Source organism: Streptomyces sp. NBC_00258 (assembly GCF_036182465.1).
In the GTDB taxonomy this organism is placed as follows: domain Bacteria; phylum Actinomycetota; class Actinomycetes; order Streptomycetales; family Streptomycetaceae; genus Streptomyces.
Genome location: NZ_CP108081.1, coordinates 11565624 through 11591015, shown reverse-complemented (window position 1 = coordinate 11591015; position 25392 = coordinate 11565624). Strand labels below are relative to the sequence as shown.

At 68.5% G+C, this 25392-nt stretch carries 25 protein-coding genes and 2 pseudogenes; 9 read left to right on the top strand and 18 right to left on the bottom strand.

Annotation, left to right across the window (positions count from 1 at the left end; genetic code table 11):
* Positions 1 to 217 precede the first annotated feature (217 nt).
* The 9 genes from OG718_RS51460 to OG718_RS51420 form a co-directional block, all read right to left on the bottom strand.
* The gene (locus OG718_RS51460; protein ID WP_328847540.1) at positions 218 to 961 is read right to left on the bottom strand and encodes an NADPH-dependent F420 reductase; all 744 of its coding nucleotides are present in this window, start codon (positions 959 to 961) and stop codon (positions 218 to 220) included.
* A gap of 229 nt (positions 962 to 1190) precedes the next feature.
* Complete coding sequence (locus OG718_RS51455) at positions 1191 to 1925, bottom strand: NADPH-dependent F420 reductase (protein WP_328847539.1); 735 nt, start codon at positions 1923 to 1925, stop codon at positions 1191 to 1193.
* Positions 1926 to 2030: 105 nt separating this feature from the next.
* Positions 2031 to 2624: a TetR/AcrR family transcriptional regulator gene (locus OG718_RS51450; RefSeq protein WP_328847538.1), complete on the bottom strand. Its 594-nt coding sequence runs from the start codon at positions 2622 to 2624 to the stop codon at positions 2031 to 2033.
* Positions 2625 to 2871: 247 nt separating this feature from the next.
* Positions 2872 to 3711 carry a helix-turn-helix transcriptional regulator gene (locus OG718_RS51445; RefSeq protein WP_328847537.1) on the bottom strand — a complete coding sequence of 280 codons (840 nt, stop codon included), beginning with the start codon at positions 3709 to 3711 and terminating at the stop codon, positions 2872 to 2874.
* 477 nt (positions 3712 to 4188) lie between these two features.
* Entirely contained in the window at positions 4189 to 4938 is a 750-nt protein-coding gene (locus tag OG718_RS51440; RefSeq protein ID WP_328847536.1) for an SDR family oxidoreductase, read from the bottom strand.
* A gap of 88 nt (positions 4939 to 5026) precedes the next feature.
* Entirely contained in the window at positions 5027 to 5209 is a 183-nt protein-coding gene (locus tag OG718_RS51435; RefSeq protein WP_328847535.1) for a hypothetical protein, read from the bottom strand.
* Between the two features lie 120 nt (positions 5210 to 5329).
* Positions 5330 to 6205: a helix-turn-helix domain-containing protein gene (locus OG718_RS51430; protein WP_328847988.1), complete on the bottom strand. Its 876-nt coding sequence runs from the start codon at positions 6203 to 6205 to the stop codon at positions 5330 to 5332.
* A 121-nt stretch (positions 6206 to 6326) separates the two neighbouring features.
* Positions 6327 to 7310, bottom strand: coding sequence for an aldo/keto reductase (locus OG718_RS51425; RefSeq protein ID WP_328847987.1), 984 nt, complete (start codon positions 7308 to 7310; stop codon positions 6327 to 6329).
* A gap of 44 nt (positions 7311 to 7354) precedes the next feature.
* Complete coding sequence (locus tag OG718_RS51420; RefSeq protein WP_143643315.1) at positions 7355 to 8377, bottom strand: zinc-dependent alcohol dehydrogenase family protein; 1023 nt, start codon at positions 8375 to 8377, stop codon at positions 7355 to 7357.
* Between the two features lie 164 nt (positions 8378 to 8541).
* Between OG718_RS51420 and OG718_RS51415 the strand changes: the two genes are divergently transcribed.
* Positions 8542 to 9429 carry a helix-turn-helix transcriptional regulator gene (locus OG718_RS51415; RefSeq protein WP_143643316.1) on the top strand — a complete coding sequence of 296 codons (888 nt, stop codon included), beginning with the start codon at positions 8542 to 8544 and terminating at the stop codon, positions 9427 to 9429.
* 509 nt (positions 9430 to 9938) lie between these two features.
* On the opposite strand, the gene OG718_RS51410 is transcribed toward OG718_RS51415, so the two are convergent.
* Positions 9939 to 10373 (bottom strand): VOC family protein, encoded by a 435-nt coding sequence (locus OG718_RS51410; protein ID WP_328847534.1) that lies wholly within the window; start codon positions 10371 to 10373, stop codon positions 9939 to 9941.
* Positions 10370 to 10954 (bottom strand): dihydrofolate reductase family protein, encoded by a 585-nt coding sequence (locus tag OG718_RS51405; protein WP_328843579.1) that lies wholly within the window; start codon positions 10952 to 10954, stop codon positions 10370 to 10372. Before OG718_RS51405 ends, OG718_RS51410 begins: the two co-directional genes overlap by 4 nt.
* Positions 10955 to 11310: 356 nt before the next feature.
* Here OG718_RS51405 and OG718_RS51400 point away from each other — a divergent pair, with 356 nt between their 5' ends.
* Complete coding sequence (locus tag OG718_RS51400; RefSeq protein ID WP_328847533.1) at positions 11311 to 12219, top strand: helix-turn-helix domain-containing protein; 909 nt, start codon at positions 11311 to 11313, stop codon at positions 12217 to 12219.
* Between the two features lie 264 nt (positions 12220 to 12483).
* Here OG718_RS51400 and OG718_RS51395 read toward each other — a convergent pair whose 3' ends face one another.
* The 3 genes from OG718_RS51395 to OG718_RS51385 form a co-directional block, all read right to left on the bottom strand.
* A complete protein-coding gene (locus tag OG718_RS51395) occupies positions 12484 to 13275 on the bottom strand; it encodes a leucine-rich repeat domain-containing protein (protein WP_328847532.1) in 792 nt (263 codons plus the stop codon).
* Positions 13276 to 13427: 152 nt separating this feature from the next.
* A complete protein-coding gene (locus tag OG718_RS51390; RefSeq protein WP_186001687.1) occupies positions 13428 to 14318 on the bottom strand; it encodes a fructosamine kinase family protein in 891 nt (296 codons plus the stop codon).
* Between the two features lie 829 nt (positions 14319 to 15147).
* Positions 15148 to 16128, bottom strand: coding sequence for a GNAT family N-acetyltransferase (locus OG718_RS51385; RefSeq protein ID WP_328847531.1), 981 nt, complete (start codon positions 16126 to 16128; stop codon positions 15148 to 15150).
* Between the two features lie 405 nt (positions 16129 to 16533).
* Between OG718_RS51385 and OG718_RS51380 the strand changes: the two genes are divergently transcribed.
* On the top strand, positions 16534 to 16842 hold the full coding sequence (locus OG718_RS51380) for a hypothetical protein (RefSeq protein ID WP_143645078.1): 309 nt from the start codon (positions 16534 to 16536) through the stop codon (positions 16840 to 16842).
* Positions 16843 to 17152: 310 nt separating this feature from the next.
* A pseudogene (locus OG718_RS51375) lies at positions 17153 to 17356 on the top strand (IS630 family transposase); the annotation flags it as partial.
* Here OG718_RS51375 and OG718_RS51370 read toward each other — a convergent pair.
* Positions 17348 to 18124, bottom strand: a complete 777-nt coding sequence (locus OG718_RS51370; RefSeq protein WP_328847530.1) for an alpha/beta fold hydrolase — start codon at positions 18122 to 18124, stop codon at positions 17348 to 17350. The pseudogene OG718_RS51375 and the gene OG718_RS51370 sit on opposite strands and share 9 nt — an antisense overlap.
* A 55-nt stretch (positions 18125 to 18179) precedes the next feature.
* Here OG718_RS51370 and OG718_RS51365 point away from each other — a divergent pair, with 55 nt between their 5' ends.
* Positions 18180 to 19079 carry a LysR family transcriptional regulator gene (locus OG718_RS51365; protein ID WP_328847529.1) on the top strand — a complete coding sequence of 300 codons (900 nt, stop codon included), beginning with the start codon at positions 18180 to 18182 and terminating at the stop codon, positions 19077 to 19079.
* A gap of 25 nt (positions 19080 to 19104) precedes the next feature.
* On the opposite strand, the gene OG718_RS51360 is transcribed toward OG718_RS51365, so the two are convergent.
* A complete protein-coding gene (locus OG718_RS51360) occupies positions 19105 to 19713 on the bottom strand; it encodes an NAD(P)-dependent oxidoreductase (RefSeq protein ID WP_328847528.1) in 609 nt (202 codons plus the stop codon).
* A 789-nt stretch (positions 19714 to 20502) separates the two neighbouring features.
* Between OG718_RS51360 and OG718_RS51355 the strand changes: the two genes are divergently transcribed.
* Together OG718_RS51355 and OG718_RS51350 are read left to right on the top strand one after the other, a co-directional pair.
* On the top strand, positions 20503 to 21483 hold the full coding sequence (locus OG718_RS51355; RefSeq protein ID WP_328847527.1) for a hypothetical protein: 981 nt from the start codon (positions 20503 to 20505) through the stop codon (positions 21481 to 21483).
* 337 nt (positions 21484 to 21820) lie between these two features.
* Positions 21821 to 21985, top strand: a complete 165-nt coding sequence (locus tag OG718_RS51350; protein ID WP_328848017.1) for a hypothetical protein — start codon at positions 21821 to 21823, stop codon at positions 21983 to 21985.
* A gap of 8 nt (positions 21986 to 21993) precedes the next feature.
* On the opposite strand, the gene OG718_RS51345 is transcribed toward OG718_RS51350, so the two are convergent.
* Positions 21994 to 22269 carry a hypothetical protein gene (locus tag OG718_RS51345; protein WP_328847526.1) on the bottom strand — a complete coding sequence of 92 codons (276 nt, stop codon included), beginning with the start codon at positions 22267 to 22269 and terminating at the stop codon, positions 21994 to 21996.
* Positions 22270 to 23166: 897 nt separating this feature from the next.
* On the opposite strand from OG718_RS51345, the pseudogene OG718_RS51340 reads away from it, so the two are divergent.
* Positions 23167 to 23372: pseudogene (locus OG718_RS51340) on the top strand (ATP-binding protein); the annotation flags it as partial.
* A 148-nt stretch (positions 23373 to 23520) separates the two neighbouring features.
* Here OG718_RS51340 and OG718_RS51335 read toward each other — a convergent pair.
* Positions 23521 to 23955: an SAM-dependent methyltransferase gene (locus OG718_RS51335; RefSeq protein WP_328847525.1), complete on the bottom strand. Its 435-nt coding sequence runs from the start codon at positions 23953 to 23955 to the stop codon at positions 23521 to 23523.
* 854 nt (positions 23956 to 24809) lie between these two features.
* Between OG718_RS51335 and OG718_RS51330 the strand changes: the two genes are divergently transcribed.
* Entirely contained in the window at positions 24810 to 25373 is a 564-nt protein-coding gene (locus OG718_RS51330) for a peptidoglycan-binding domain-containing protein (RefSeq protein WP_328847524.1), read from the top strand.
* The last annotated feature ends 19 nt before the right edge of the window (positions 25374 to 25392 follow it).

The window sequence follows — 25392 nt, the reverse complement described above, 5'->3', positions numbered from 1 at the left end:
CAACCAGCCATCGCCGCCGATACGCCCCGAAACCACCGGACGTTCCCCACCTTCAGGCTCATGGTGTTGAGTGAGTACGTCGCGCAAAATCCAGCCTTCCTGGGCCACTTCGATGCCGCAGGCGGAGCGCGGGTCGTGCGGGCCGGGCATGGCGTCGGCGAGCTGGGGCGAGATTCCCGGGCCTCTGACGGGTCACCGCGTCAGCCCCCGTCCCTCCTCACATCGAGATTGCGCGGTTCAGGCGGACAAGGTATTCCGCGTCTGGTTGCACGCCGGCCCCGAAGCGTTCCTGGATCACGGCGAGCCCGAGGTCGCGACGCTTCGGTGATCGCGCCGCGTCGGCCGCCGCCAGTGCGTCCGGCAGCTCCTGACGGGTGAGATCCGTGCAGTAGGCGGGTGTGCCGGGCTGCTGCCGCCACGATTCCGCGAGCGGCCCCGCATCAAAGGCGTCGAACCCGGTGTCCTCAACGAGTGCCATTGCCAGGTCACGCTCTCGCGGACTGTCGGCCGCGACGGGGAGCGAGATGCGGTCCGCACTTCCCGCCGCCTTGTTCCTGTGCACGAACGACTCGGCTCCGATCGAGTTCCACGCCTTGACGACGGGCCGGCCCAGGGCCTTGGCAGCCCACACGCTCTCGGCCTGGCCGGCCTCGATCGCCGCGATTCCGTTGCCCCGATGCGGGAAGTAGTTCGACGTGTCGATGACAACCGTGTCAGCCGGCACCTTGGCGATCAGTGGTGCGACCTGCGAAATGCGGGCGAAGGGAATGGAGAGGATCACGGCGTCGACGTCCACTACCGCTTCCGCCGCTGTCACCGCTCGTCCGCCCGAGGCCAGCACGTCCGCCTCGATCGTCTCCGGGCCACGCGAATTGGCCGCCTTCACCTCGTGCCCGGCCGCGCTCAACCGCCTGGTCAACGTCTTGCCGATGTTCCCGGTGCCGAGAATGCCGATCTTCATGGTGAGACTCCTTGTCCGGAACGGAACCCCGGTTTCGGTGACCGGGGTTCCCGGGCTTGGTCCCTGCGGCGCGACCGGGGCTGCGGCCGACCGCGGACGCGGTGGTGTGAGTGGGTGATGACGACCTTGCCGAAGTGAGCGCCGCTCTTCGTATGCGTCGTGTGTGTTCGTGGCGTGCCGACGCTGCCGCCCTCGTGCCGTCGCGTGCGCGAGAGCCGCGTCGGGTGACTCAGCGGTGGGCGGCGCGGTTCATCTCGACGACGTCGTCGACGGTGGGATTGGCGCCGAGGGCGGCGAAACGCTCCGGCAGGCTGTCGCGGACGCGCGTGTCCTTGACTCGGTCGGCCGCGGCCAGGGCCGCCGGCAGCTCGTCGAGGGTCAGTTCGGTGCAGTAGGCGGGGCCGTTCGGCTGCTGGCGCCAGGAGTCGGCGAGCGTGCCGGCGTCGTAGGGGTCGAAGCCGGTGTCGTCCACGAGCTGCATGGCCACACGCCGCGCCTCCTCAAAGTCGCCGGCGACGGGGATGGCGAGGCGGCCGGGCGTTCCGGCCGGAACGCCCTTGGTCCGCTGGGTCTCTGCCAGGGCGGCGTTCCATGCCTTGACCACGGGGCGCCCCAGTTGCTCGGCGTTCCACACGCTGTGGACCTCGCCGTTGTCCACGGCCTCGATCTGCCCGCTGAGGTGCGGATAGTAGTTCGAGGTGTCGATGACCACCGTCTCGGCGGGGACCGAGGCGAACAGGCCGGCCAGCTTCCCCGCCACCCCGAAGGGGATGGCCAAGACAATGACGTCGCGGCCCTGGACGGCGTCGGCGAGGTCCGCCGCGCGTGCCCCGGACTCCAGTACCTCCGCCCGGACGGCCTCGGGGCCGCGGGCGCCGGCCACCTGGACGTCGTGCCCGGCCGTGCTGAGCTTGGCGGCGAGGTTCCCGCCGATGGCACCGGCGCCTATGACAGTAATTTTCATGATTTGTTCCTTAGGAGGTTGTGCCGCCGCTGGGGGCAGCGCGGCGTGATGGCTGTGTGGTGGTGTCGCCTGGCGTTGCCGGGGCGGGGCGGGGTGCCTGGCTGTTTACGGCTGGGTGTTCTGCTGGCGGTAGCCGCTCGCGATGAGCGTCCGGAGCCGGTCGAGCGACTCCTGTTCGGTGCCGGTGCCCTTGATCCAGGCAACGGAACAGGCGGCGAGGAACAGGTCGTGCCCCCGCACCGACGCGCGCACGCGCCCCACGAGCTGCGCGGCTCGCACGTACTGATCGGTGGCGGTGATGAGGATGTCGCAGGGAATCGTGAGCGGGTTGTCCGGTTCCTGAGCCCGGGCCGCGGCCATGAGCGGGTCCGGCAGCCCGCTGAAGGCGCTGAAGTACTCCTCCATCGCCCGCAGCCACTGCTCCAGCGCCTCGGCCGGGTCACCGAGCTGATCGATGTCCGCCTGGCGGGCCACCAGCTTCTCGGAGCGCGTCTGCAGCACGGCCGCCAGCAGCGCCTCCCGGGTGGGGAAGTGCCGGTACAGGGTGCCCGGCCCGACTCCTGCCTCCTTGGCCACCGCCTCAAGGGAGGTGCCGACCCCGTGCTGCAGGAAGTGACGCTGCGCGGTCTCCAGGAGGGCAGCGCGGTTGCGCTGGACGTCCGCGCGGGGCTTGCGTCCCCGCAGTTCACCGGCGCTCATGCGCCCTCCTGCCTGCCGTGATCCTGCGGCAGCATCAAAACGGATGCTGCCTCCGCACACATTCGAGAGTAAAGCGGAGGGTGCATCCGGTCAAACGGGCGGCCCGGCCACGGTGCCCGGACAGAGCAGGAGGCCAACATGTCTGGCCGCGGAGCACAGGGCTAAAGCCGTGCGGGCCGCACCGTTCCGGGCTGCCCTTGTCCGGCCCTTCCCGCGCCGAGCCCGGCCCGTCCCCCGGGCCAGGACGTCAGGGGGCGAGCTGCTGGTGTCCGATGACGGAGAGCAGTTCCATCTTGCTGTGGCTCTCCGTGCCGGGGCGAGTGGTCAGGACCACCAGAGTCTGGGCGCGGTTCTCGGTGAGCAGGACCTGGGCGTCGACGTCGATGCGGCCGAGTTCGGGATGGAGGATGGTCTTGCAGTCCTCGTAGCGTCGGGCGACCTCCTGAAGTTCCCACATGCGGACGAATTCGGGGCTGTGCTCCTGGAGTTCGGCGAGGATCCGGGCGGCTCGCGGGGTGTCGCTGCCGGCTGTGAGCGCGGCCCGCAGACGTGCTGCCTGGGCGCGGCCGTGACGCTCGCGGCTCTCCTCGGGCACCATCAGACGCTCGGCCGGGTCCATGAACCAGCGGTAATAGGCGCTGCGGGCCAGGCCGGTGTGGCGGGTCTGGTCGCCGAGCAGCGCGACGGCCAAGGGGTTCATAGCGAGGGTGTCGACCAGATCGGTCTGCACCAGGGCCGGGGAGTCGTCCAGGCGGTCCAGAACCCGCAGCAGCGTCGGGCTGACATGATCGCAGCGGTGGAAGCGGGCCGGGGCATTGTGGCCGATGAGCACGAAGAGATGGTCGCGTTCGTCCAGGGTCAGCCGCAGTGCCCGGGCGAGCGCTTCGGTGATCTGGACGGAGGGCTGCGGAGCACGCTCCTGTTCCAGCCGGGCGTAGTAGTCGGTGGACATACCGGCGAGCTGCGCGACCTCCTCGCGGCGCAGCCCCTGCGTACGCCTGCGCGGCCCCTCGACCAGCCCGACGTCACGGGGGCGCAGCGTCTCACGCCGACGGCGCAGGAATTCCGCCAGTTCCTTCTTGTCCATGCCCCCATCCTCGCCGCATCCCGCGCGGCTATCCAGAGACCGCCGATCCATGGCTGAGCAGCCCTCCCCCATCCGCGCGAAGCCGATACGACCGATACCGAGGGCGCTCCCAGCGAGACGACCCGATGGTCACCTGACCCGCATGCCCCGCTGGGGAATGCGCCGACTGTCGGCGGTGCGCCGCAGGACGCCGGTATGGAAGACGGCCTGCGGCAACGGTCCCCGTCGAGGACGCCCGACGCCTTGGACCGGCCGCGGGACTCGTCGCCCGGCCTGGCCGACACGACGATGTTCGTCGTCTGACGGGCGCTCGCGTGTCTCGCTCCGGTCCGACGACCGAGGCGCAGCCGCAGACGCCTCCTTACCGTTTCGCGTCCTCGGTGAGGACCACCCCGAGGCGGTCCTCGCGTACGCCCATGATGCGACCTCACAGTGCCCGCCCACGTGCCCTTGTTCCGCGTCGGTCCCTATAGGTCGTCAGCTACCGCTGATCATGGCGAGGACGTTGTCGTAGGAGCCGCTGGCCTCCGCGTCGCGGATGAACCTGGCGCGCTCGACGACAAGCTCCTTCGCGTCGGGCTTCTCGCGCAGCAGGTCGAGGGTCTCGGTGAGGAAGTCGTCCAACGGCATGGACTGGTCGCTGTCCTGCTGACCCAGCAGGGTCGTGCGCACGCCCGGCGGGACCACCTCGATCACCTGGACACCGGCATCAGCACCGGCGAGCTGGATGCGCAGGCTCTCGGAGAAGGAGTGCAGCGCGGCCTTCGTCGCGCTGTAGGTCGGCGTGATCGGGAACGGTACGAACGCCAGCGCGGAGGTGACGTTCATGACGACCGCGTCGTCCTTGCCCACCAGCAGGGGCAGGAAGGCGTACGTCATCCGGATCGTGCCGAGCAGATTGGTCGCGACGTGATCCTCGGCGACCTGGAGTTCCGCCGGGTCGAGGAGGTTCTCCAACAGCATGATGCCGGCGTTGTTGACCAGGACGTTCAACCCCGGGTGGCTCGCCGCCACGGTCTCACGGGCCCGGGCGATCGAGTCGGGGTCCGCGACATCGAGGACGAGCGCGTCGACGCCCGGGTGCTCGGCCGTGATCTCGTCGAGGAGTTCCTTGCGGCGGCCGGCGACGACCACCTTGTTGCCGGCCTCGTGCAGGCGCAGGGCCAGACCGAGGCCGATGCCCGAGGTTCCGCCGGTGATCAGAATCGTGTTACCGGTCATCTTCATGGGGGTCTTGCTCCTTCGGTACGACGGGCTGGTGAGCACCCGCGGCCTCGACCGTAGGAGCGCCCGCGAAGGGGCGGGAGAGGAAGGTTTATCCATGGATCGGCGGTCTCTGTCTCGTGAAACGGCCCCGCGCAGCGCATCCGGTGTCGTGGGCGGTGAAGGTGGCGGCCATGGTGACGCCTATGCCGAGACGGTCGGCGTCGGATGAGATGACGCCGAGGGCGGTGGCCGAGCCGCCCAGCCCTTCCATGGTGGCTGTCAGCTGGGACACCGCGTTGCCTGCCGCGGGACTTCGAGCCGGACGGTCACCGAGTAGGCGACCTTGGGCGTGCTCACGGAAGGGTGCTCCGCTGCCATGGTGCACAGCGGCCTGGAGGCATCGCCGATGGTCTCAGTGACTCTCGTGTCGGGTGGGCTCTGTGGCTGACGGCTGTGTGGCTGCCCAACTGGCGAGGAGCTTGAGCCGGTCTTCGGAAGCAGTGCCGGGCTCGGCGGTATAGATCGTCAGGTCGTACACCGCACGGTCGGAGAGAGGCAGGTCCATGGATCGATACACCAGTTCCAGGCGGTCGACGTCGGGGTGCCGCAGCCGCTTGATGCCGTAGTGGTGGATGCGGACGTGGTGGGCGGCCCACTGGGTGCGGAACCGGGTGCTGAGCGTGGACAGTTCGCCGATGAGTTCGCGCAGGACCCGGTCGTGGGGTTCGCGCCCGGCTTCGGCACGCATCAGCGCGACAGTGGTCACAGCGGCGGCCTCCCAGTCGACGAATAGATCGGCTGAGCCCGGATCGAGGAAGAGGTAGCGGGCGATGTTCGGCCGGCCGCGCCGGTCGATGGTGTCGCTGTCGAACATCGGTGCGTGCAGAGCGCGGTACAGCGTGTTGTGGGCGATGACGTCCATGCGGCCGTTGCGTACGAAGGCCGACGACTGCGTCATGGAATCGAGCATCCACTGGACGGAGGGCGGCACCTCGACATCCCTGCGGCGGCGAGATGCACGCCGGGCGGGACCGGCTGCCCGGGCCAGGTCGAACAGGTATCTGCGCTCGTCCTCGTCCAGTTGCAGGGCCTGGGCGACCGCCTCCAGGACGGGGGCGGACGCCTGCATGCGCCCCTGCTCGACCCGGGTGTAATAGTCGGTGCTGATGGAGGCCAGCTGCGCGACCTCCTCGCGCCGTAGCCCGGGCACTCGGCGTGGTCCGTTGGTGGGCAGTCCGAGCTGCTCCGGGGTGATCCTGGCTCGTCGGCTTGCGAGGAAGTCCCGTATGTCGGTGCGGTGGTCGGGACCGGGGTCCCTGTGATCCGCGCCATGGGCGGATCGCCGCCCGGGAGAACTCGGCGACGCGATAGCAGGGCGGCCCGGGATGTCGGTCGGCCTGGGGCCGGCTTCACCAGGCATACGCCTGCGGGGCTTCCCCCGGCCCCGGCCAGATGCGGTTGAGGCGTTCCACGGCTTCGTCATCCAGGTGCACGGACAGTGCACCGAGGTTGGAGCGTAGTTGCTCGCTCGTCGTCGCTCCGGTGACCGTGGCAGAGACAGCAGGGTTGTGCAGCACCCAGGCCAGCGCCACGTGCGCCGGTTCGGCGCCCAGCTCCCGGCACAGCTGTTCGTATGCTTCGAGTTGGTCGTGGTTCGCGTCGATGTGCTCCAGCATCGACTCATCCCGGATGTGTCCCTTGGCAGCGGACTCGAGTGCGCCCGTGAGCAGGCCGGCGTGTAGCGGGCTGTAGGGGATCAGTCCGATTCCAAGGTGGCGCAGCGCGGGGACGAGTTCGAGTTCCACGGCTCGCACGGCGAGGTTGTACAGGCTCTGTTCGGAGGTCAGGCCCATGAAGTGCCATGCCTCGGCGGTCGATTGGGCGAGGGCCACGTCCCAGCCGGCGAAGTTGCTGCTGCCGACGTAACTGATCTTGCCGTCGCGTACGAGCTGTTCCATCGCCTGCCAGATTTCCTCCCAGGGTGTGGCCCGGTCGATGTGGTGCATCTGGTAGAGGTCGATGTGGTCCGTCCGGAGCCGCCGCAGGCTCGCCTCGCACGCGCGTCGGATGTGGTAGGCGGACAGCCGACGGTCGTTCGGGCCGAGTCCCATCGGCTGGTACACCTTCGTGGCCAGGACGATGTCGTCGCGGCGCCCGCTGCGCTTCAGCCACCGGCCGATGGTCTCCTCCGAGACGCCGTACCCCTTCTCCATGTCCGCCGACTGCGGGCCGCCGTAGACGTCGGCGGTGTCGAAGAAGTTGACACCCGCTTGGACGGCGGTGTCCATGAGCGCGAAACTGGTCGGTTCGTCCACGGTGAAGCCGAAGTCCATCGTCCCGAGGCCGATCCGGCTGACCATCAGCCCGGAGCGGCCCAGATGCCCGTATCTCATCTCGTCGCTCATGCACGTACCGTCCGTTCGCAAGGCGTGGTCCGTCAGGGCTTGAGCAGGACCTTGATGGCGCTGCGTTCGTCCATCGCCTGGTAGGCGTCGGCGGCCCGGTCGAGGGGGAGGGTGAGGTCGAAGACCTTGCCCGGGTCGATCTGCCGGGTCCAGATCAGATCGATCAGCTGCGGCAGGTACTGGCGGACCGGGGCCGGGCCGCCATGCAGGTGCGCGTGGGAGAAGAACAGCTCCTGGCCGTCGAGCGTGACGTCGTGGGAGACACCGACGTAGCCGACATGTCCGCCGGGACGAGTGGAGCGGATCGCCTGCAGCATCGACTCCTGGGTGCCGACCGCCTCGATAACCGAGTGTGCGCCCAAGCCGTCGGTCAGCTCCTTGATCCTCGCCACGCCCTCGTCTCCGCGCTCGGTGACGATGTCGGTCGCGCCGAACTCCAGGGCCAGCTTCTGGCGGGAGGCGTGCCGGCTCATGGCGATGACCCGCTCCGCGCCGAGCTGCCGTGCGGCCAGCACGCCGAGCAGGCCGACCGCGCCGTCACCGACCACGGCGACCGCCTTGCCGGGACCGGCCTGGGCGGCGACGGCTGCGAACCAGCCGGTGCCGAGGACGTCGGAGGCGGTCAGCAGGCTCGGGATCAAGTCGGCGTCGGGTGTGCCCGGGGTGGCGACGAGGGTGCCGTCGGCGAGCGGGACGCGCAGCCGCTCCGCCTGGGCGCCCATCTCGTTCATCCACTCGCGCTGGACGCACGAAGTCTGGTAACCGGCACGGCAGTTGGCGCAGGTGTTGTCCGAAGTGGAAAAGCCGCCGACCACGAACTGACCGGGCTTGACGGTGGTGACGGCGCTGCCGACCTCCTCCACCACGCCCACGTACTCATGGCCGATCGGCGAGCGTGCCTCGAAAGGCTCGGCCCCGCGGTACGGCCACAGATCCGAGCCGCACACACAGGCCGCCGCCACCCGGATGACCGCGTCGGTCGGCTTGAGGATCTTCGGGTCTTCGCGCTCCTCCACCCGGAAGTCACCGGGGGCGTGCATCACGACACCGCGCATGCGGGGCTCCTTACATACGGAGGACCGGCCGCGTCGGACGGCCGGGCGTGGCTGGGTGCCACGGCATCCAGGTAACCGGCGTTCCGGGTGGTCAACCAGTGGCTGATGAACCATGTACTGGCAGTACATGCCTACGGCCGCGCGGACGTCGTACGGTCAGAGGTGTGGACAACCGTGACGAAGTCCGCGAGTTCCTCACCTCGCGGAGAGCCAAGATCACCCCGGAGCAGGCCGGACTGCCGACCGGCACCCGGCGCCGCGTGCCCGGACTCCGCCGCAGCGAAGTCGCCACGCTGGCCGACGTCAGCGTCGACTACTACGGCAAGCTGGAGCGCGGCAACCTGTCCGGTGTCTCCCCAGCGGTGCTCGAATCGGTCGCCCGCGCACTCCAGTTGGACGAGGTCGAACGGGCTCATCTGCTCCACCTGGCCCAGGCCCAGGAAGGCTCCGACACCCTCGCCCGCCCCCGCTCACGTTCCAGTCGGCAGCGGACCTTGCCCAAAAGCCTGCAGTGGGCCCTGGACGCCGTCACCGCCGGGCCCGCGTTCGTGACGAACGGCCGCCTGGACCTGCTGGCCGCCAACCGGCTGGCCCGCGCCTTCTTCGCCGACATCTACGACAGTGACACCCGGCCGCCGAACATGGCCCGTTTCCAGTTCCTCGACCCGGCGGCCCGCCGCTTCTACCCGGACTGGGATCTCATCGCGGACATGACCGTGGACGTGCTGCGCACCGAGGCCGGCCGCAATCCCCATGACAAGGATCTCCACGATTTGGTGGGCGAGCTGTCCACCCGCAGCGACGCCTTCCGCACCCGCTGGGGCTCGCACAACGTGCGCCGTCACGGCACCGGGGTCAAACGCTTCCACCACGCGGTCGTCGGCGAGCTCACCCTGGCCTGGCACGGCTCGGCCGTGGACGACGAACCCGGCCTCACCCTCCTCATCTACACCGCCGAACCCGGCTCGCCCTCCGAAGAAGCCCTGCGCCTGCTCGCCTCCTGGACCGCCTCCCACGACGATGCCGCCCCTGCCGGTCCTCTGGCGCCATAGCCGGCCTCACTGAAGGCGTCGGTCAGTCGGTGGAGGGCGGTGCCTGCTGCCGTGTCCGATGACCCGCACTGCAGCCTGTTCCGCGGCGGGAAGTGCGGCAGCCGTCGACCGGCAGCTGCGCCACCGACGCCTATCGCCGACTCAAAGCCGACAACCCCGGCCTTCGACCGGCCGACTGGGACCTGGCCGAGCAGCTCGACACCGCCCTGGCCGAGGGAGAGTTCCCCGGCCGGACCTCGGTCGGCAGGGCCGCTCACCTGGCGGGCCGACCCACAGGGCGTGCCTCACCGGCGACTGACCCTGCCGCCCGCTGTGCACCTTGACCCCTGCCATCCGCGTGCGGCCGGGTTGTGCTGACGTCTGTGCTTCCAACGCCGACAGTCCCGTCTTGTGCCCCGCCATCACCGTCCGGGCCGTCGCAGTGGGGCGAGGGGCAACTGTCAAAACCTGTGGATGGGGTGGGGATGTCGCCTCGTGCTGCGTCGCGGCCGCCCCGAAGCGGGGCTTCTTCACTCCGCTCTCCGGACCGCTCGGGAGAAGTCCGCGGCGGTGATGCCGTCGGGGTGTCCGGGCGGCCACTCGACCAACTCGATCCGGTAGCCATCCGGGTCGGTGAGCCATGATGTCTTCGGGCCGTGAGGCCCGCCCGGGTACTGGACAGGTCCCGGCTCCAGGCCGGCGCCGGTCAGCCGCTCCAGGGTGGCGGCCAGTGCGTCCACCTGGATCGCGAGGTGGTCGAAACCGCTGCCCACGTCGACGTGTCCGCCAACGGGACGGTGGACCAGTTCGAGCGAGGCCGCCGGTTCGCCGGGGAACTTCAGGATCACGAGGCGGCTCCCGTCCCCTACGTCGACCGTGCCCAGCTCGACGTAGCCCAGGGCGGTGTAGAAATCGAGCGAGCGGTCCAGGTCGGTGACGCGGCAGGCGACAAAGAGCGTCTTCATGCGGCCTCATTGGGACGGCGTACCCGGTAGCGGAGGTGCGTGACGTCACGGTCCTCGAGCCGTCGCACGAGGTCGAGTTCGATGTGATCACCCCCGAGGTGGTCGAACAGCCGTCGGCCGTCCCCGAGGAGGACCTGGACCAGGTGGATCTCCATCTCGTCGATGTGCCCGGCCCGGAGGAGCGCCTGGGCCGCGCCCGCCCCATGGACCATGACCGGCCGGTCCCCGGCGGCCTCGCGGGCCTGACGGGCGCAGTCCTCGACGTCGGTGACGAATCGCGCGTGGCCCGGTGGCACGTCCCCGTCCTCCACATGGTGGGTGAGGACGAAGATCGGCACACCGTCGTGATGATCGCCCTGCCACCGCCCGGCGAGTTCGAAGGTCCGACGGCCGGAGATGACCGCGCCGGTCGCCAGCGCCTCGCGATACACCTGTCCACTGGGGCCCTCGGATTCCCGGTCGTCGAGCCAGTTGAAAAGACGTCCACCGGCGCGTCCGAGCTCCTGGCCCGGTCGATCGTCCGGACCGGCAACGTAGCCGTCGAGCGACATCGACATGTACAGCCGAATCGGATTGCTCATCCTGGCCTCCATCTCTCCTCCATCACACCGTGATCCGCCACTTCCTGATCCGCCCACCGGGCGGAAGGTCACAAGGAAGACTTCAGACGGCAGGCAAACTCATCGGCCTGACGAGGCCGCCAGGCTTGATCACCCGAACAGGGTTCCTGTTCGGGTGATCTCTCGGCAGCCGCGGCACAACGGCAGGGCCTCCTGGTTGCTCGGGGTTGCAATCCCAACCGAGCAGCGCCAGAAGTACCTGTGTCGCAGCTTTTCGTGGTCGCGTCCGCGGGGCCCAACGGGCCGTCACCGGACTCACAGAATGTCGCGCTGAAACGCTTGTGTCTCCAGCGACTGGAGGGTCCAGGATCTCACCCATGGACGACGAACACCCCGACGTGCTCACCATCGGCCAGCTCGCGCACCGCACCGGACTTTCGGTGCGCACCCTGCGCTTCTGGTCGGACGAGGGAGCGGTGCCGCCCGTGGCCCGCTCCGCGAGCGGCTACCGGCTGTACGACGCCGAGTCCGTGGCCCGCGTCGAGCTGGTCCGCACCCTGCGGGAGCTGGGTCTCGGGCTCGACGACGTGTGCCACGTCCTGAGCGGCCGCACCACGGTCGCCGAGGTCGCCGACGCGCACGTGGCCGCGCTCGACGCGCAGATCCGCTCGCTCAAGGTGAGCCGGGCCGTCCTGTCCACCGTGGCGAAACGGAGTTCGACTGCTGAGGAGACAGCACTGATGAACCGGTTGGCGCGGCTTTCCGCCGCCGAACGCAAGCAGATCATCGACGAGTTCAAGGAAGAGGTGTTCGGCGGCGTCGACGACCCGGGCCTGCGTGACCGCATGCGCGCCTTCAGTATCGAATTGCCCGACGATCCCACACCAGATCAGGTCGACGCCTGGATCGAACTGGCCGAGCTGGTGCGGGACCCCGCTTTCCGTGCCCGGTTGCGCACCTGGATGAAGCTCAACACGCCCCTACCGGGGCAAGGCCATCCCCCTGGGGCGTCCATCTGGTGGGCCAGGCAGATCGTGCAGACCGTCGCGGAGGTCAGAAAACGCGGGATCGCCCCTGAGGGGCCGGCGGCGGCCGAGGTGCTGTCCGAGCTGTTCGGTGACGCCGATCGGGCCGCCGTGCTGCGCAGCCTGGAGGCCGGGATCGAGGCAGGAGCGGAGCACTACCGCAGGCTCGTCGCCCGCGTGCGCGGGCAGAATTCGTCTCCCGACGCGACCGAGGAGCTGAATTGGCTGGCGCAGGCCCTACGTGCCGCAGATCAGACCTGACCAACCGTTAGGAAGCGGAGTTGGCTCACAAATGCGCGGTCATCGACCCAGGCATGCCGGCCTTCCCTCCGATCGCCGGGCGCGCCACCACGGTGCCGGACCCTGGTCCGTAAGGAGCTCCGCACCTGTCCACGATCACGTAGTTCCCATCGACGGCGGCAGTCCCCCGCCCGACGTTCCATGCCGTAGGTGCTTCCTCGCTGACCCAATCGGAGGAGCAGCGTGCGGCGAGGGCCGACAGGGGCAATCCCAGTCGGACGCCGGCTATTCGACCCGGCCGCCTTGGTGCGGTCTGGGGATGTAGTCCTGGGAGCCGGCGGGTAGTTCGGTGACACATTCCGTCGAACAGGCGTTGACCAGCAGAGGGAGTACATCGGTGGCCACAGACAGTGACATCCACACTTGACGCAGTCCAGCTGGTGCGACCGGGCGGTCGCAGACGCTGCAACTGTGGATGGCCGTGGCGCCCCAGCGCCGAGGATCCAGGTTTCCCAGGTCGAGTCCCGCGACGGGGCCCGGGGCAGTTGGAAGCCGCGGGAAGGGCGGCCGCAGCTTGTAGTTGCCGAACAATGCGCGCGTGCTCACCGTGCTGCGGCTCAGTTTCCGGCATCGAGTGATCTCGTAGGGGAACCAGTGCAGCCGGTAGGAGGTGTAAGGGGTGAACTCCTCCAGACTGCTCATGGCCCCGATCTCGGGCGGAATCCGGACCAGGTTGCTGCCGTAGAGCACAAGGTGCTTGACGGCAATGAGCCTGGCGATGCTCGGCGGCAGGGTGACGACCTGCCGCCGCTCTTCGGGGCTGAGCTCGGTCAGAGGGCGGAACTCTTCGCGTCCGTCGGCTGCGGCCTCGTCGACCAGGTCCAGCAGGTGCTGCCAGCCTGGCGCGGAGGTGTCCTGCCGTTCGGTGTGGAACCCGACCCGCGCCCGCTGGCGCGGCCTGGACTGGTCGAAACACGAGCATGCGTCTGCCCTTTGGTGCCCGCCCGCACCCAGCGCTGGTCCCGACGTGTCGCCCCAGCGGTTCACAAAGAGCTGCGGCTCTCCCTCATCCGTCATGGCGCCAAGATACGGACGGTGTCGTGAACCGTCACAGCGACTATGCGGACGAGGAACGCCCCAACTCGAGTACTTGGGCGGTGGAGTTGACGCGGTGGGGAAATATGGGACGCTCCACAAGGTCAAGAGGCGACTCTTCGGCGGCACGCCGGTCACACCGTCGCCGAGCCACCGTCCCGCCGGAACGGAGCGATGATCTTCCGTACGGCCTCCGCGGCCCCCCAGGCGTCGTCGTCATGGGCGATGACGCTCAGGAGTTCTCGCAGATGGAAAAGGTCCATCCGGTCCCGCCAGCCGCCGTCGATCCCCGTGAGCTCCTCGTACACGGCGAAGAAGCGGTGCGAGGCGGGCGGTCGCGGGGAGCACCACAGCATGCTGAGGTCGATTTCCGGCCAGTTGTAGGACACGGCGGGGTCGATGAGCGCGGGCGCGCCGTCGGCGGTGGCGACGAGGTTCTCCTGCCACAGATCGCCGTGGGTCAGGCACGGGGGCCGGCCCGGCACGAGTTCGGGCAGGGCGGCGCAGAGCCGTTCCAGGGCCTGCCGTTCCGCGGCGTCGAAGGCCGCCTCGACCAGAGGTTCCGACAGCCAGCGCAGGATGCGCCGCTCCGCGAGAAACGCGTGGCCGTCGCTGTCCCACGTGTTGTCCTGGCGCAGCCGGCCCAGCCAGGCCGGACGGTGCCAGCCGAACCGCTCGGCGGTCGTGGAGGTGTGCAGGTCGGCGATCATGTGGGCGAGCCGCTCCCAGAAACGCTCGTCGTCGCGGCGTGGCCACATCTTCTCCAGCACGAGGAGCCGAGGTGAGGCGCACAGCACCTCCGGCGTGATCACCCCGCCGGTTTCGCGGAGCTCTGTCAGGCCAGCGGCTTCGACGGGGAAAATGTCCTGGTCCGGCCCTTGAAGTGTTTTCGCGAATACCCGGGAATCGTCCTCGAGGGTTACCAGCCCGGCGATTGCGACGACTCCGCCGGTGGCTTTCTTCACCTCTCTGGCTGCGTATCCCGCTTCCTGGAGACGCTTGATGAGTATCGCTTCGTCAGACACCCGGAAATCACATCGCGTTCTTCCCGCACACGCCAGGGACCCGTTCCGGCCACATTCACCGGTAGCCGCAGGCCTGAAGCGTGTACGGCTCCGCGTAGAGACCGCTGCGTCGCAGCAGTCTGGCGTAGTCCCCGACCTCTGCGATCCGGTCGGCCTCGGTCTGGAGTGGGCGGCGCAGGAGGGCAGCGCATGATGCGGAGTGCTGACGATGTGGCCCGGGCTGCGGTCCGGCAGCAGGGCGGAGGGGCTGAGCGTGGCTCAGGTCGCGGACAAGGTCACAGAAGCGGACCGGCGTGAGCGGGAGACCCGGCAGCAGCTGGACTCCCCCACCGTCGACCGTGGCCCCACGACGATGCGCCGAAGGCCCCCGCCGAGCAGCGAGGGCGCGGCATACCGATCGGCGCCGCAACACCGCCCTGATGGACGGTGACGGCTGGCCCATCTACAGCCCGGAACGGGACGAACAGCGCAGCACATGGGCACCGGAACACGACGTACAGCGGGAAGGCGCCCTCGCCCGTCGTGCCGCGTGGCAGATGGAGCGGCAGGAAGCGCGCGCAAAGACCTCAAGGCGCAGGTGTGGCTGACTGTCGATGTGAGCCGCCGACTGCCCGCGATCGCCGCCCGCACCGGCCTTGAGCCGAAGCGGGTCCTCGGCCAACTCGCCGACCGGATCCGTACGAACGACCACGGCGCCCTGGCGATGTCCATGAGCAGGGGCAGCATCCCGACTGCGGTCCGGGAGGTCTCTGGCCGTCAGCGCGGACGCGGAATGTTCACGGGTTCGTGCAGCACCGGGCCATCCTCGCGGGCCGGGTGTGGCGGAGTCTCAGCGCCAGTCGTCGATCACGTAGGCGCCGGGGTGGCTGTAGCCGGGTTCGTTGGGCCTGTGCATGGTCACGCCCTGCAACCAGGTGCGGAAGCCGCGGTCGACCATGCGACGGTAGGCATCCGGGCGGCCCAGGTTCACCCCGGCGTCCAGCTGACCCAGTCCGCGCTCGGCGGCCAACTGCTCGCACGCGCCAAGCAGCCGGTCGAACCGGGTGGCGGCATCCGGGCCAGGGCGTACGGCTCCGAACTTGACGAAGCACACGTCCTCGCCTGCCTCCGACCCGGCTCCGCAGTGGCAGACGGCCAGGCCATCGAGCTCGGAGCCGGCGCCCTGGAGCAGGATCGTGTCACCGAGCCCCTGCGCGTGCGTGGCCACGATCTCGCGTTCCAGGTTCAGGCCCTCGTACACGGCCTCTGTCAGTGCGCGACAGAGGCTCAGGGCATCGGGCTGCTCGGCGGCGGGCAACTGGCCGTACAGCACTCGGCCGGGGACTGCGGCACTACCTGCCACCTGCTTCTTCATGATGGCGGTGAGGAATCGGGGCCAGAAACCGTACCGGCGGTAGAGCTCAAGGTGCTTGGGACTGTGCGAGAAGGTGAACAGGCCCAGGTGGCGGTTCTCCCAGGTGTCGAAGCAGTCCATGACCGGCTCCATGAGACGCCTGCCGACGCCCTGGTCCCACAGGTCCGGACGCACGGTCAGCGGACCGAAGTACCCGACGCTGCCCCAGTTGGCGGCGAAGTTCGATCCGGCGACTTCGCCCTCGACCGTCGCTGCGAAGGCCGCCTGTGGATCGGCCGCCCAGCGAGTGCGGACGTAGTCGGCGGTCCCGAAGAACGTCTTCGGCTCGGGAACCCCGAGGAACGTCCCGAAGGCGACCCGAAAGATCTCGTCGGCCCGATCCAGATCCGCCTCACCCAGCGGGCGGACCGACACAGCGCCCGTGCCACTCTTGCGCTCCCCTGCCGGTGGGGTCATCGCTCTCTCCTTCCCGACCCCCCGTTTCATCGCACCACGGGCGCGCGCCGCAGGCGAGGCGAAAGGTCCACCGATACCCAGGGACCGAGGACCCGGCCGGTCTGCCTTACCTGTCCGCCGGAAACTGCAACGCTCACCAGGCCGAACAACGGCTCCTGTGTGTACCGGAGGCCCAGGAAGGCCACCCCTGCCCGGGACGGGGAGTCAGTCGACGGGTCCTGTCCGTTCTCGTGAACATCAACATCGGCCCCGGGAAGTCGCCTCAGAGTGCCGAACAATCGCCGTCGTGATACGTGAACAGAACCAGGGGTACGACGCCCACAGGCAACCACCCCTGATGGCGATGAATGGCGGACGCGGGAACAGCGACGCACCATGGAAGGAGGTCCATGTTGGAGGCCTGGCATGCAGCAACCACCCGACCAGAAGAACTACGCCCAGCAGCTGGCAGTCTGGGTCCTCGTATTCATGGTGGGCGCCGTGCTGCTGGCATCGACCTACTCCATGGGCGACGCCTCCCCCGGTACGGACGGAGGCGGGTCTGCTTCCGGCGCCCTGGCCTGGGCAGGGTTTGGGGTCACCGCGATTGGCGCCGTGGGAGGGCTCATCACCAGCTACGCCGCGCTCAAGACAGGCCGGCAAGCGGAGCGGGCAGCGGCACAGCAGCGACCACCCGTGCAGCGTGGGCCTGAGCACAACGAGAGCCCCGGTTGACTGCTCACCGATGCTCTCGTTGTGTTCAGGCCTGCGTGTCGTCCTGTGCCTCACGCTGGGCACGCTCAATTACGCGCTTCTCAAACTCCTTGGCTTCAACCTCCTCGATGTGGCCGTACACAGCCCCGAAGGGAGCGCTGAGAAACCGCCACATGGGAAAACAGGGCCACGGTTCCAGCGCCAGCAACCACCATGGCGGCGGCCGAGTATTCCGCTTGCTCTGGTAATGCTGGGTGCTTCGGATCCGCCAGCCACACCATGCACATACCGATGGCCACTGCTTGAAGGCCCATCACCGTGCCCCACCAAGCCCGCCTACTCTCCCGAACTCAACCCGATCGAGTGGGTATGGGCGCACGTCAAGCGCAGCCTGACCAACCTCGTCGAGGTGGCCCTCGACCGGCTCGAGGCCCTCGTACGCAACCGGCTCAAACGCCTTCAGTACCGGCCCGAAACTCTCGACGGCTTCGCAGCGGGCACGGGCCTGGCTCTCGACGAGCCAGCGTCACCCTGACGACCCGAAGTCAGTGGAGAACTCATGGACGCGGGAGACGAACCATTCGGGTTGTGCCAGGTGCGGATAGTGCGTGCGGATCGGTGCCTGCTCGGCCACGGCGGCGGGGATGCGGTCGGCGAGCCAGTCGGCGTAGTCACTACCGGGGTCCGTTCCATGCAAAGACAGGTACGGGACACCTGGCGGGAGACTCGTGGTCCGTCGGGACCACGCTGCCAGGGTGTCAGCGTCCCAATCAAGCAACGGGGTCCAAAAACCGCTGAACACGTCCTGGTCGAGGGTGCGGCGGCGCTCGATGTCGGCTACGAGGGCAGGGTCCAGCTCACCGTACAGCGAGGCGAATACCGTACGGACGAAGTCCGCGAAACCCTCTCCCCGCACAGCGATGGCTATTTCCGCGGGCAGCGGGCCGACCCGCAGCGACTGGTCAACGTTGACCACACCACGGGTCGGGTAGCGAGCTGCGTAGGCAGTCGCAATTACCCCGCCGAGGGAATGGCCGACGATGAACGGGGGCTGGCCCCCAGTCAGATCCTGGCCCAGCGACTCGATCAGATGGTGGATGTCCTCCACCGACTCGTCGATCCCGAACGGCGAGGTCCGAGGCGAGTCCCCGTGGCCGCGTAGGTCGACGCGCAGCACGCGGAAGTGCTGCTGGAGGCAGACAGGGTCCCAGAAGCTTCGGTTCTCGGTGATGCCGTGGACTGCCACGAGTAGCGGTCCTGTGCCGTTGAGGTCGTGGGCCAGCTGATTGTGTTTCTGGTTCATGTGATGCTCCTGGAGTTGATCGGAGTGGATCTGTGGCTGGTTAGGATTTACTGTCATGCAACTGGACTTGAATCTGCTGACCGTGCTGGACGCCCTGCTCGAGGAGGGCAGCGTGATGGGCGCGGCCCAGCGGCTGCATCTGTCCTCGCCCGCGGTGAGCCGCACGCTGGGCCGGCTTCGTACTGTCACCGGGGACGACATCCTGGTGCGTACCGGCCATTCGATGGCTCCCACTCCGTACGCGCTGTCGGTGCGGGAGGAGGTGCACCGGCTGGTGCGGCAGGCGCACGAGGTGCTCTCGCCGGTCCGCGAGCTGGATCTGGCGCGGTTGGAGCGCACCTTCACGATCCAGTGTCACGACGCGGTGGCCGCGTCGCTGGTGCCGGTCCTGGTCGACAGGATCCAGCAGCGGGCCCGGGGGGTGCAGTTGCGGGTGCTGGCGGAGAACTCCGTCGACACCGACGACCTGCGCCACGGCCGTGTCGATCTCGAACTCGGCGGCGCCAGGCCCGCTCTGCCCGAGTTCCGCTCCGAGCCGCTGGGCGAGGACCGGCTCGTGGTGGCGATGCGCGCGGACCATCCCTGTGCCGCCGGACTCGACCTGGCCTCCTACGCCGCGCAGCCGCATGTGGTGATCTCCCGGCGCGGCCGCCTGACCGCGTCGATCGACGAGGTGCTGGCCGCCGAGGGCCTTGAGCGCCGGGTGGTCGCGGCGGTCGCCACGGTGTCCACCGCCCTGCAGATCGCCGCCCGCAGCGACGCGCTGGTCACCTGCACGGCCGTCCTGGGCCGCCCGCTCATCGAGGTGTTCGCCCTCGCCACCCGGCCGCTGCCGGTCCAGTCCCCGGCGGCGACGATCAACTGCAACTGGCACCAGCGCTACGACTCCGACCCCGCCCACGCCTGGCTCCGCGAACAGGTCCGCGAGTCGATCGAGGAGATCACCGCCCCCTGACCACTGGGCCTGCCCACTGCCCCGCCTACTCCGGCAGCGGCAGGGCCACAGCACCGGGAAAAGCAGGCGTCTCGGCCTCGTCGAGCATCGCCGCGGCAACCGTCTCCCGGCTGACCTGCGCACCCAGGTCGAAGACGGGCGCGGCCGCCAGGCCGACCGTGCGCCGGCCAGGGCTTACCGGCCCGTCGACGAGCATCCCGGCATGGAAAACCGTGCCCCCGGCCGCGAGCACCGTGTCGTCGGCCTCGACCTTGTCCGCCAGCCGCTCACCCAGCACCGCGGCGAGCACGCCCGCCCCCTCCCCCGCCACGCCGGCCGACCTGCCCGTGCCATACGCGCCAAGCCAGATCACCCGCCGCGGACCGGCCGCGACCACAGCCCCGGCCCCGGCCAGCAACGTCCCCGCCCGGTCCGTGCCGAGCCCGGAAAGAACCACGGAACCCTCATCCACGACGGCGCCGATACCAGCCGCGTCATTCACATCACCCGCCACCTTGCGCAGATTCGGCGAGTCGGGCAGAGCGATCCGCTCGGGATCACGCGCGATCGCGGTCACAGTGTGACCACGCCACAACGCCAGCCGGGTGAGGGCCATTCCGGTCCGGCCAGAGGCCGCGAGAACAGTGAGGTTCATACCGAGAACGCTAGGGAACCCACCACTTAACATCAAGTGCAAGCATCTGACTTGATAAGTTACCCAGACGCAATCACTGCGGGGTGAGGAGCGGAGTGCGCCGCGCGGGAACCTGTGGGGCATTCGGTATGAACACCGAGACCTGCCACGGATGTTCACCGTTGCCGAGGTGGCCCCGGGCAGCTTGGTTTCCTCCCAGATGGCAGACATGGATCCTCGCGGGGTGCGCGACGACCGGCAGTCGAGGCAGTTTTCCGTGGTCCGCCAACCTCTGCGCACAGCAGAGTGGCGGCGGACACCCTCTGCCCGACGTAGCCGCTCGGGCGGTCTCGATCGATTGCCTGTAGAACGCGGTGCTCACGGCGACCAGGACGACGTTGGCCACCGAGCCGCCGTCGCCAAAGGTCCCCACTAGCCCGGTCGCCGAGACGTCGACACAGCGCGCCACCAGTCGACATGGCGCGTAGCACGGCAATCCACTGCGGACGGGGGCTGGGTGCGGCAGAGGTGTCGTCACCATGAACGGCGAGCCCTGGCTGCGCGAGCCCTTCGCCGGCCCAGGCCCCAAAAGACACAGCGTCGGCGTGAGCCTCTACCAAGTCGTCCGCAAGCTACAGAGACTCCTCGCCCTCTGGACCGGCGCCTCCCCCACCTGCCACCGCGACATACCAACATCCATATCAACCTGACCAGGCGCTACTAGGATGTGGCGCCTTGTGTGCAGGAGCCGGCTCAGCTACTCGGGGATCTCGTGTGATAGGACGGCTGCCTCAAAGGGTGGGGGCCCGAATGCGGCACGTATTGAGCTGGCTGGTGCGTCTGAGCGCGCTCGGCGCGTGGGGCACAGCCGCGGTCGCCTGCTGGCAGCTGCTCGGGAGCGGGCCCGTGCCGCGGCCCTACTATGAGCCCCTGGTGTGGGGTGCCGTCGCCGTGGGGTGTGCCGTGGTGCGGGTGGTGGCGTTGTGGACGCTGCGGGTGCCGGCGGCAGCGGCCTGGTGGCGGAGGTACCGGAGCGTCGGAGTCCCTCTGGCCAAGGCGCCGCATGCCTGGAGCAATCCCAGCTCGCTCTCCTTCGACGACTCCGTGCTCTGGGTCAAGCTCCGTACCGCCGCCGTATGGCTGCTCGTGGCCTTCTCCGCGGGGGCGTTCCTCGCCGCGATGATGACCTCGCCCGACTGGGGGGAGCGGGTCGACGCCCTACGGGACGCCGGTGCCGAGGTGAGTACCGCGACCGTGGTGGCGGGGCCGGCAGACGTGCGGGAGGAGTTCAGCGACGGTGACCTGGAGGGGTACACCTCCCACCTCGTCGTCTTCGTGCCGGGCGGTCCCCAACGGCTCGCCGTGCCGGACGCGTACACGTACGACAAGCCCGTTGAAGGGGCTGAGGTTGACGTCCTGTGGGCCCCTTCGGGCGGTTACGTCGACGAGCGCAAGGACCTGCCCACGATCGCCGCAGGACGCTGGGCGGCCTTCCCGGACGACGAGAACGGCGGCGCCGCGCTGGTCGCGTTCGTCGTCCTTGCCCTCATCGGGGGCGCCGTACTGACCACCTGCTTCACCGTCGGCGCCCACGCCGACCGCCTCCAGCGGCTGGCCTGGTCACCGCTCGCCCAGACCGTCCGGACCGGGCTCGCGCTGGGGGTGTTCCTCGGCTGGCGGCCCCTGCTGCTGGGGCGGGAGCCGACCCTGACGGAGACGGCGTTCGCCGGGGGTGGTTTCCTGCTCGTCCTGGCCGTATACATCGGCACGTCGATGCGCACGCTGCGGTGAGGTCGCTGCACATGTCACCAGTGAAGGATCTGCGCGTTCGGCACTGATATGGCTCGTAGCGGACGCAGGCGTGCTCGTGGATGCAGTCAGTGCCGTAGGCGCAAGCGCAGGTTCCGACGGAGAGCCTGCGGCGTTCGAAGTGGCCCAGGAAGTCCTCCCCCTCGGCGTTGGTGGGGGTGCGGTACTTCTCGGCAGGTCGCAGCGATCGGCGACGGGCGATGGAGGCGCGATGGGCCTCCATCGCCCGGCTGGGCAGATCGCGTGGTAGCCCATCGTGGTGGTGACATTGGCGCGACCGGCGATGACCTGCGCGATATGAGGTGGACGGCCGTCGCGGATGGCAGCGGTGATGAACAGGCGGCGGCACATGTTCCACTCCGCGTTGGCCTGGATCTCCGGCGTCGTCGAAGATCACGTCAACCGGATCAAGATGCTCAAGTGTCAGATGTTCGGTCGCGCGGGATTCGAACTCCTCCGCAAGCACGTCCTACTCTCCGTATAGATCCAAGGTCAGGAGTCGTCCTCAGCGAGTCCAAACCCTTCAGGGAAGCCTTCCAAGAACTCGCGGCGCGAAGGATCGGCCTCCTCTGCAGCCATCGAACCGAGTAGGTCGATGAACTCGCTTCGCTGATCACTCGACAGCTGAGTCACCAGATGGGCGGCACCCTCCAACACCTTGACCGCGTCATCCGGGTCCATCTGCTCGTCCTCGCTCCCCTCGACGAACCAGAGGACATCGACCAAAACCTCCGCCAGAGCACGGGTCAGCGACGGGTACACAGGCATCGAAACAATCTCCCACCAGGCTGCCGACAGAGCGCGGCCATCTCACCACATGCCACGGACATCACCGTCGGTGAGCCCTCCACGAAAAGTCGCTCTGTCGCTGGCTTGGGGGTGCGCGGCGGCCGCGAACGGGTGGGCATCACCTGGGTGTGATGGACGCGGCACTCGTCACCGAAATTCTTCTCCCGGGTATCGGCGTGCAGGTCGACCAGGGAGCAATCGAGGGCACCCAGGCCCGTCTTGTTGCGCGGTCGCCGGCGGTGGCAGCCGCCTGTCCGGAACACGGGCTGAGATCCTCGCAGGGGCACTGCTCCTACCAGCCCAGCCCAGCGCCGTCTGGCGGATCGTCCTGTCGCTGACCGGCAGGGGCACGACTCGATCTGCGAGCACGTCGTCTGGTGTGCGGGAACGACCGCTGTTCCCACAGGACGTTCGCCGAGCAGATCCCGGCCCTGGCCCGGCGGCACGCGCGCCGCACGAACGCTCTCACCGCCCAACTCGCAGCCATCGCCATATTCCTGGACGGCCGTGCGGGCCCGTCTGTCCAGGCGGATCCATCACCACGGGCAAGGACACCCTGCTCCGCCTGATCCGCGCACTGCGTGTCCCTCAACCCGGCCCCGTCCCGCATCTCGGTGCCGATGAGTTCGCCGTGCGCCGCGGCCGTAGGTACGCGACGATCCTGGTCGACATGACCACCCACCGTCCCGTCGACGTTCTCACGGACCGCACCGCGGAGACGAGCCCGCCCACGGCCTCCAGGACTTCGTCACAAGCGTGGAGCACGCCGGCCGGTTCCCGCACGTCCGGCCCAACGTCGTACAACTCAGCGAGTTCCGCGGCTCGTCCAACGGGTTCAGGATGCGCCCGCAGTGCCGTCGTCAGCCATCGGCCGACATGGAGCTTGATCGCAGGAGCGCCGAGCTGCTGTTCCAGGTCCTGACCAAGCGCGAGCAGAAGAACAGCGTCGTCGCCTCCAACGGAGCTTCAGCGGATGGACGAAGACGTTCAGTGATCCGAGGCTCTACACAGCCATCGTCGACCGGCTCACCCTCGACGCGGCCGTCATCGAGACCGGCACGGACTCCTGCCGGCTCGCCAGCATCACGTCGTCGGAGTCTCTCGAAACCAGGGCGCCGTACGGGAGTTGTATGACGCCCTGGCCCTGTGACCCGGTTCTTTGGGCGCGATCGCGTCATCTCTGTACGGGGCGACCGACAGGCCGCCCAGGGCTAGAGATCTTTGGATGACTCAATGCCGTGGGATGAGGAGTTCACGAAGTGGGTCGCCACCGTCGATGAAGAGCAGGGCCTTTGCCTTGGTTGCCATGGCGATACGCTGCAGCACCTTCTGACCAGCCTCGGGGTGTCGCCCGTCGAGGGCGCCAACGCGGACGGCGAACACGATGTCGTACGGCTCTTCGTGCGGTTGCAGAACGAAATCTTCGGCCGAGACCTGACGGACACTCATGCGGCCCGACCTGATGTCCTCTACCGCGGCGGTTTGCGCCTCGGCGACGGCTGTGGCGGATCTGTCGATGGCCAAGATGCTGCCGCTGGTGAGTCGTCTTGCGACTGCTCGTGCGGCCGCCCCTGGCCCGCAACCGATCTCGAGAACGCGAGAGTGCGGCTGGAGGGGAAGCGCGTTCACGATCGCGGCGAGTCGCGGCGACAGACGTATCGGCACGGACGAAAGGATATGTGCCGAGCGGCCAACGCGCACTCGCGACAGGGCGCACAGACCGGCCCATGCTCCCCGCTACGTTCGCGCGGCGGACACGACCTCGGGGTCGCATCGTCAAGACCGGACTCAACCTCCAACTGCCGTACCCAGCCATTGAAGACCTCTGGTGCTGTGACCGCATAGGTTCGCCGGTTTGGTGGTCGCGGCGATTGGAGGTGGGGTGACGTCCGATCCGACCGCTGGAGGCTCGGTGGCTGAGCCCGTCCGTGTGCGCACCAGTACTCCGAGGTCCCCGACTACGGGCCCGCCCTGGAGCAGACGTGGACCGACGGCCAGCACCAGTGGCGCGCGCTCTCCGGCCGCAGCGGGATGAGCGTCGCCGCCGGGAGCGGCCACTACGTCCACGTCGACCGCCCGGACATCGCCGTCAAGGCCATCCAGCGAGTCACCGCACAGGCCACGCCCCGCTGGTAGGCGCCGAGGAACTCCCACACGTATAACCCGCGCAACCCGCATAGCCCGTGCAACCTGCACAACCCGAAGGACCAGATCACCGATCTGGTCCTTTGTGCTCTGGCGGCCTGCCGCGATGCTCCCCTCCAGGGGAACGCGGGGTCCGCGGAGCCGCCGTCCGTCTCGGTTTCCGTGCCCAGGCAGTTGAGCAACGGCCTCTCGTCATACGTCACTTGTGGGGCAAACGACCGACATACTCAGCGACCGGACCGGGCTACTGTCCCGTCGTACGGGGCTGACACCGACCACAACAAAAGCCTCTTATCTCCTGCCGAGGTCGTAGACCAACTCGGCTTCATCCATCCGAGCAAGCCCATTGGCCTGCTCTTTTGATCCGGAGACCCATGGCTTCCTCCAGCAAGATCCGCAGCGTCCTGCGCAAGACCGCGGTTCCCCTGACCGCCACACTCCTCGCCCTTGGCATCAGTGCCTCCATGACCACTCCCGCCTCGGCGTCCAACTCCTACAACGGCAACACCTACATCCAGGGCGCCGGAGTCTTCACGGACGACTGGACCGACGAGGGCGTCGTCGCCGAGTTCGGGGGCTACAACCGGAATTCCAATGCCACGTGCCTGTGGCAGAAGATCGTCTTCTGGGCGGATTCCTCCACCGGGCACAGGGACCAGATCGACGGCTACTTCGGCCACAACACCACCCTTGCCACATATTCGTGGCAGGCCAACTACATGAGCCCCACTGACGCCGATGGCTCGGTAGGGAAGAACACCTGGGCCGCCGCGGGCAAGCGACTCAAGGACACGGACGGCGACGGGACGGTCGACAAGTACGACGGCCGGTACAGGGACATCGCGATCTCACGTGTCAACGGGGTCTACCACTTCGCCGACGCCGACGGCAACGACCGAAAGGCCAGCTACGACGCCCGAACCTGCACCATCGTCTAGTGCTGTGACCGCATAGGTT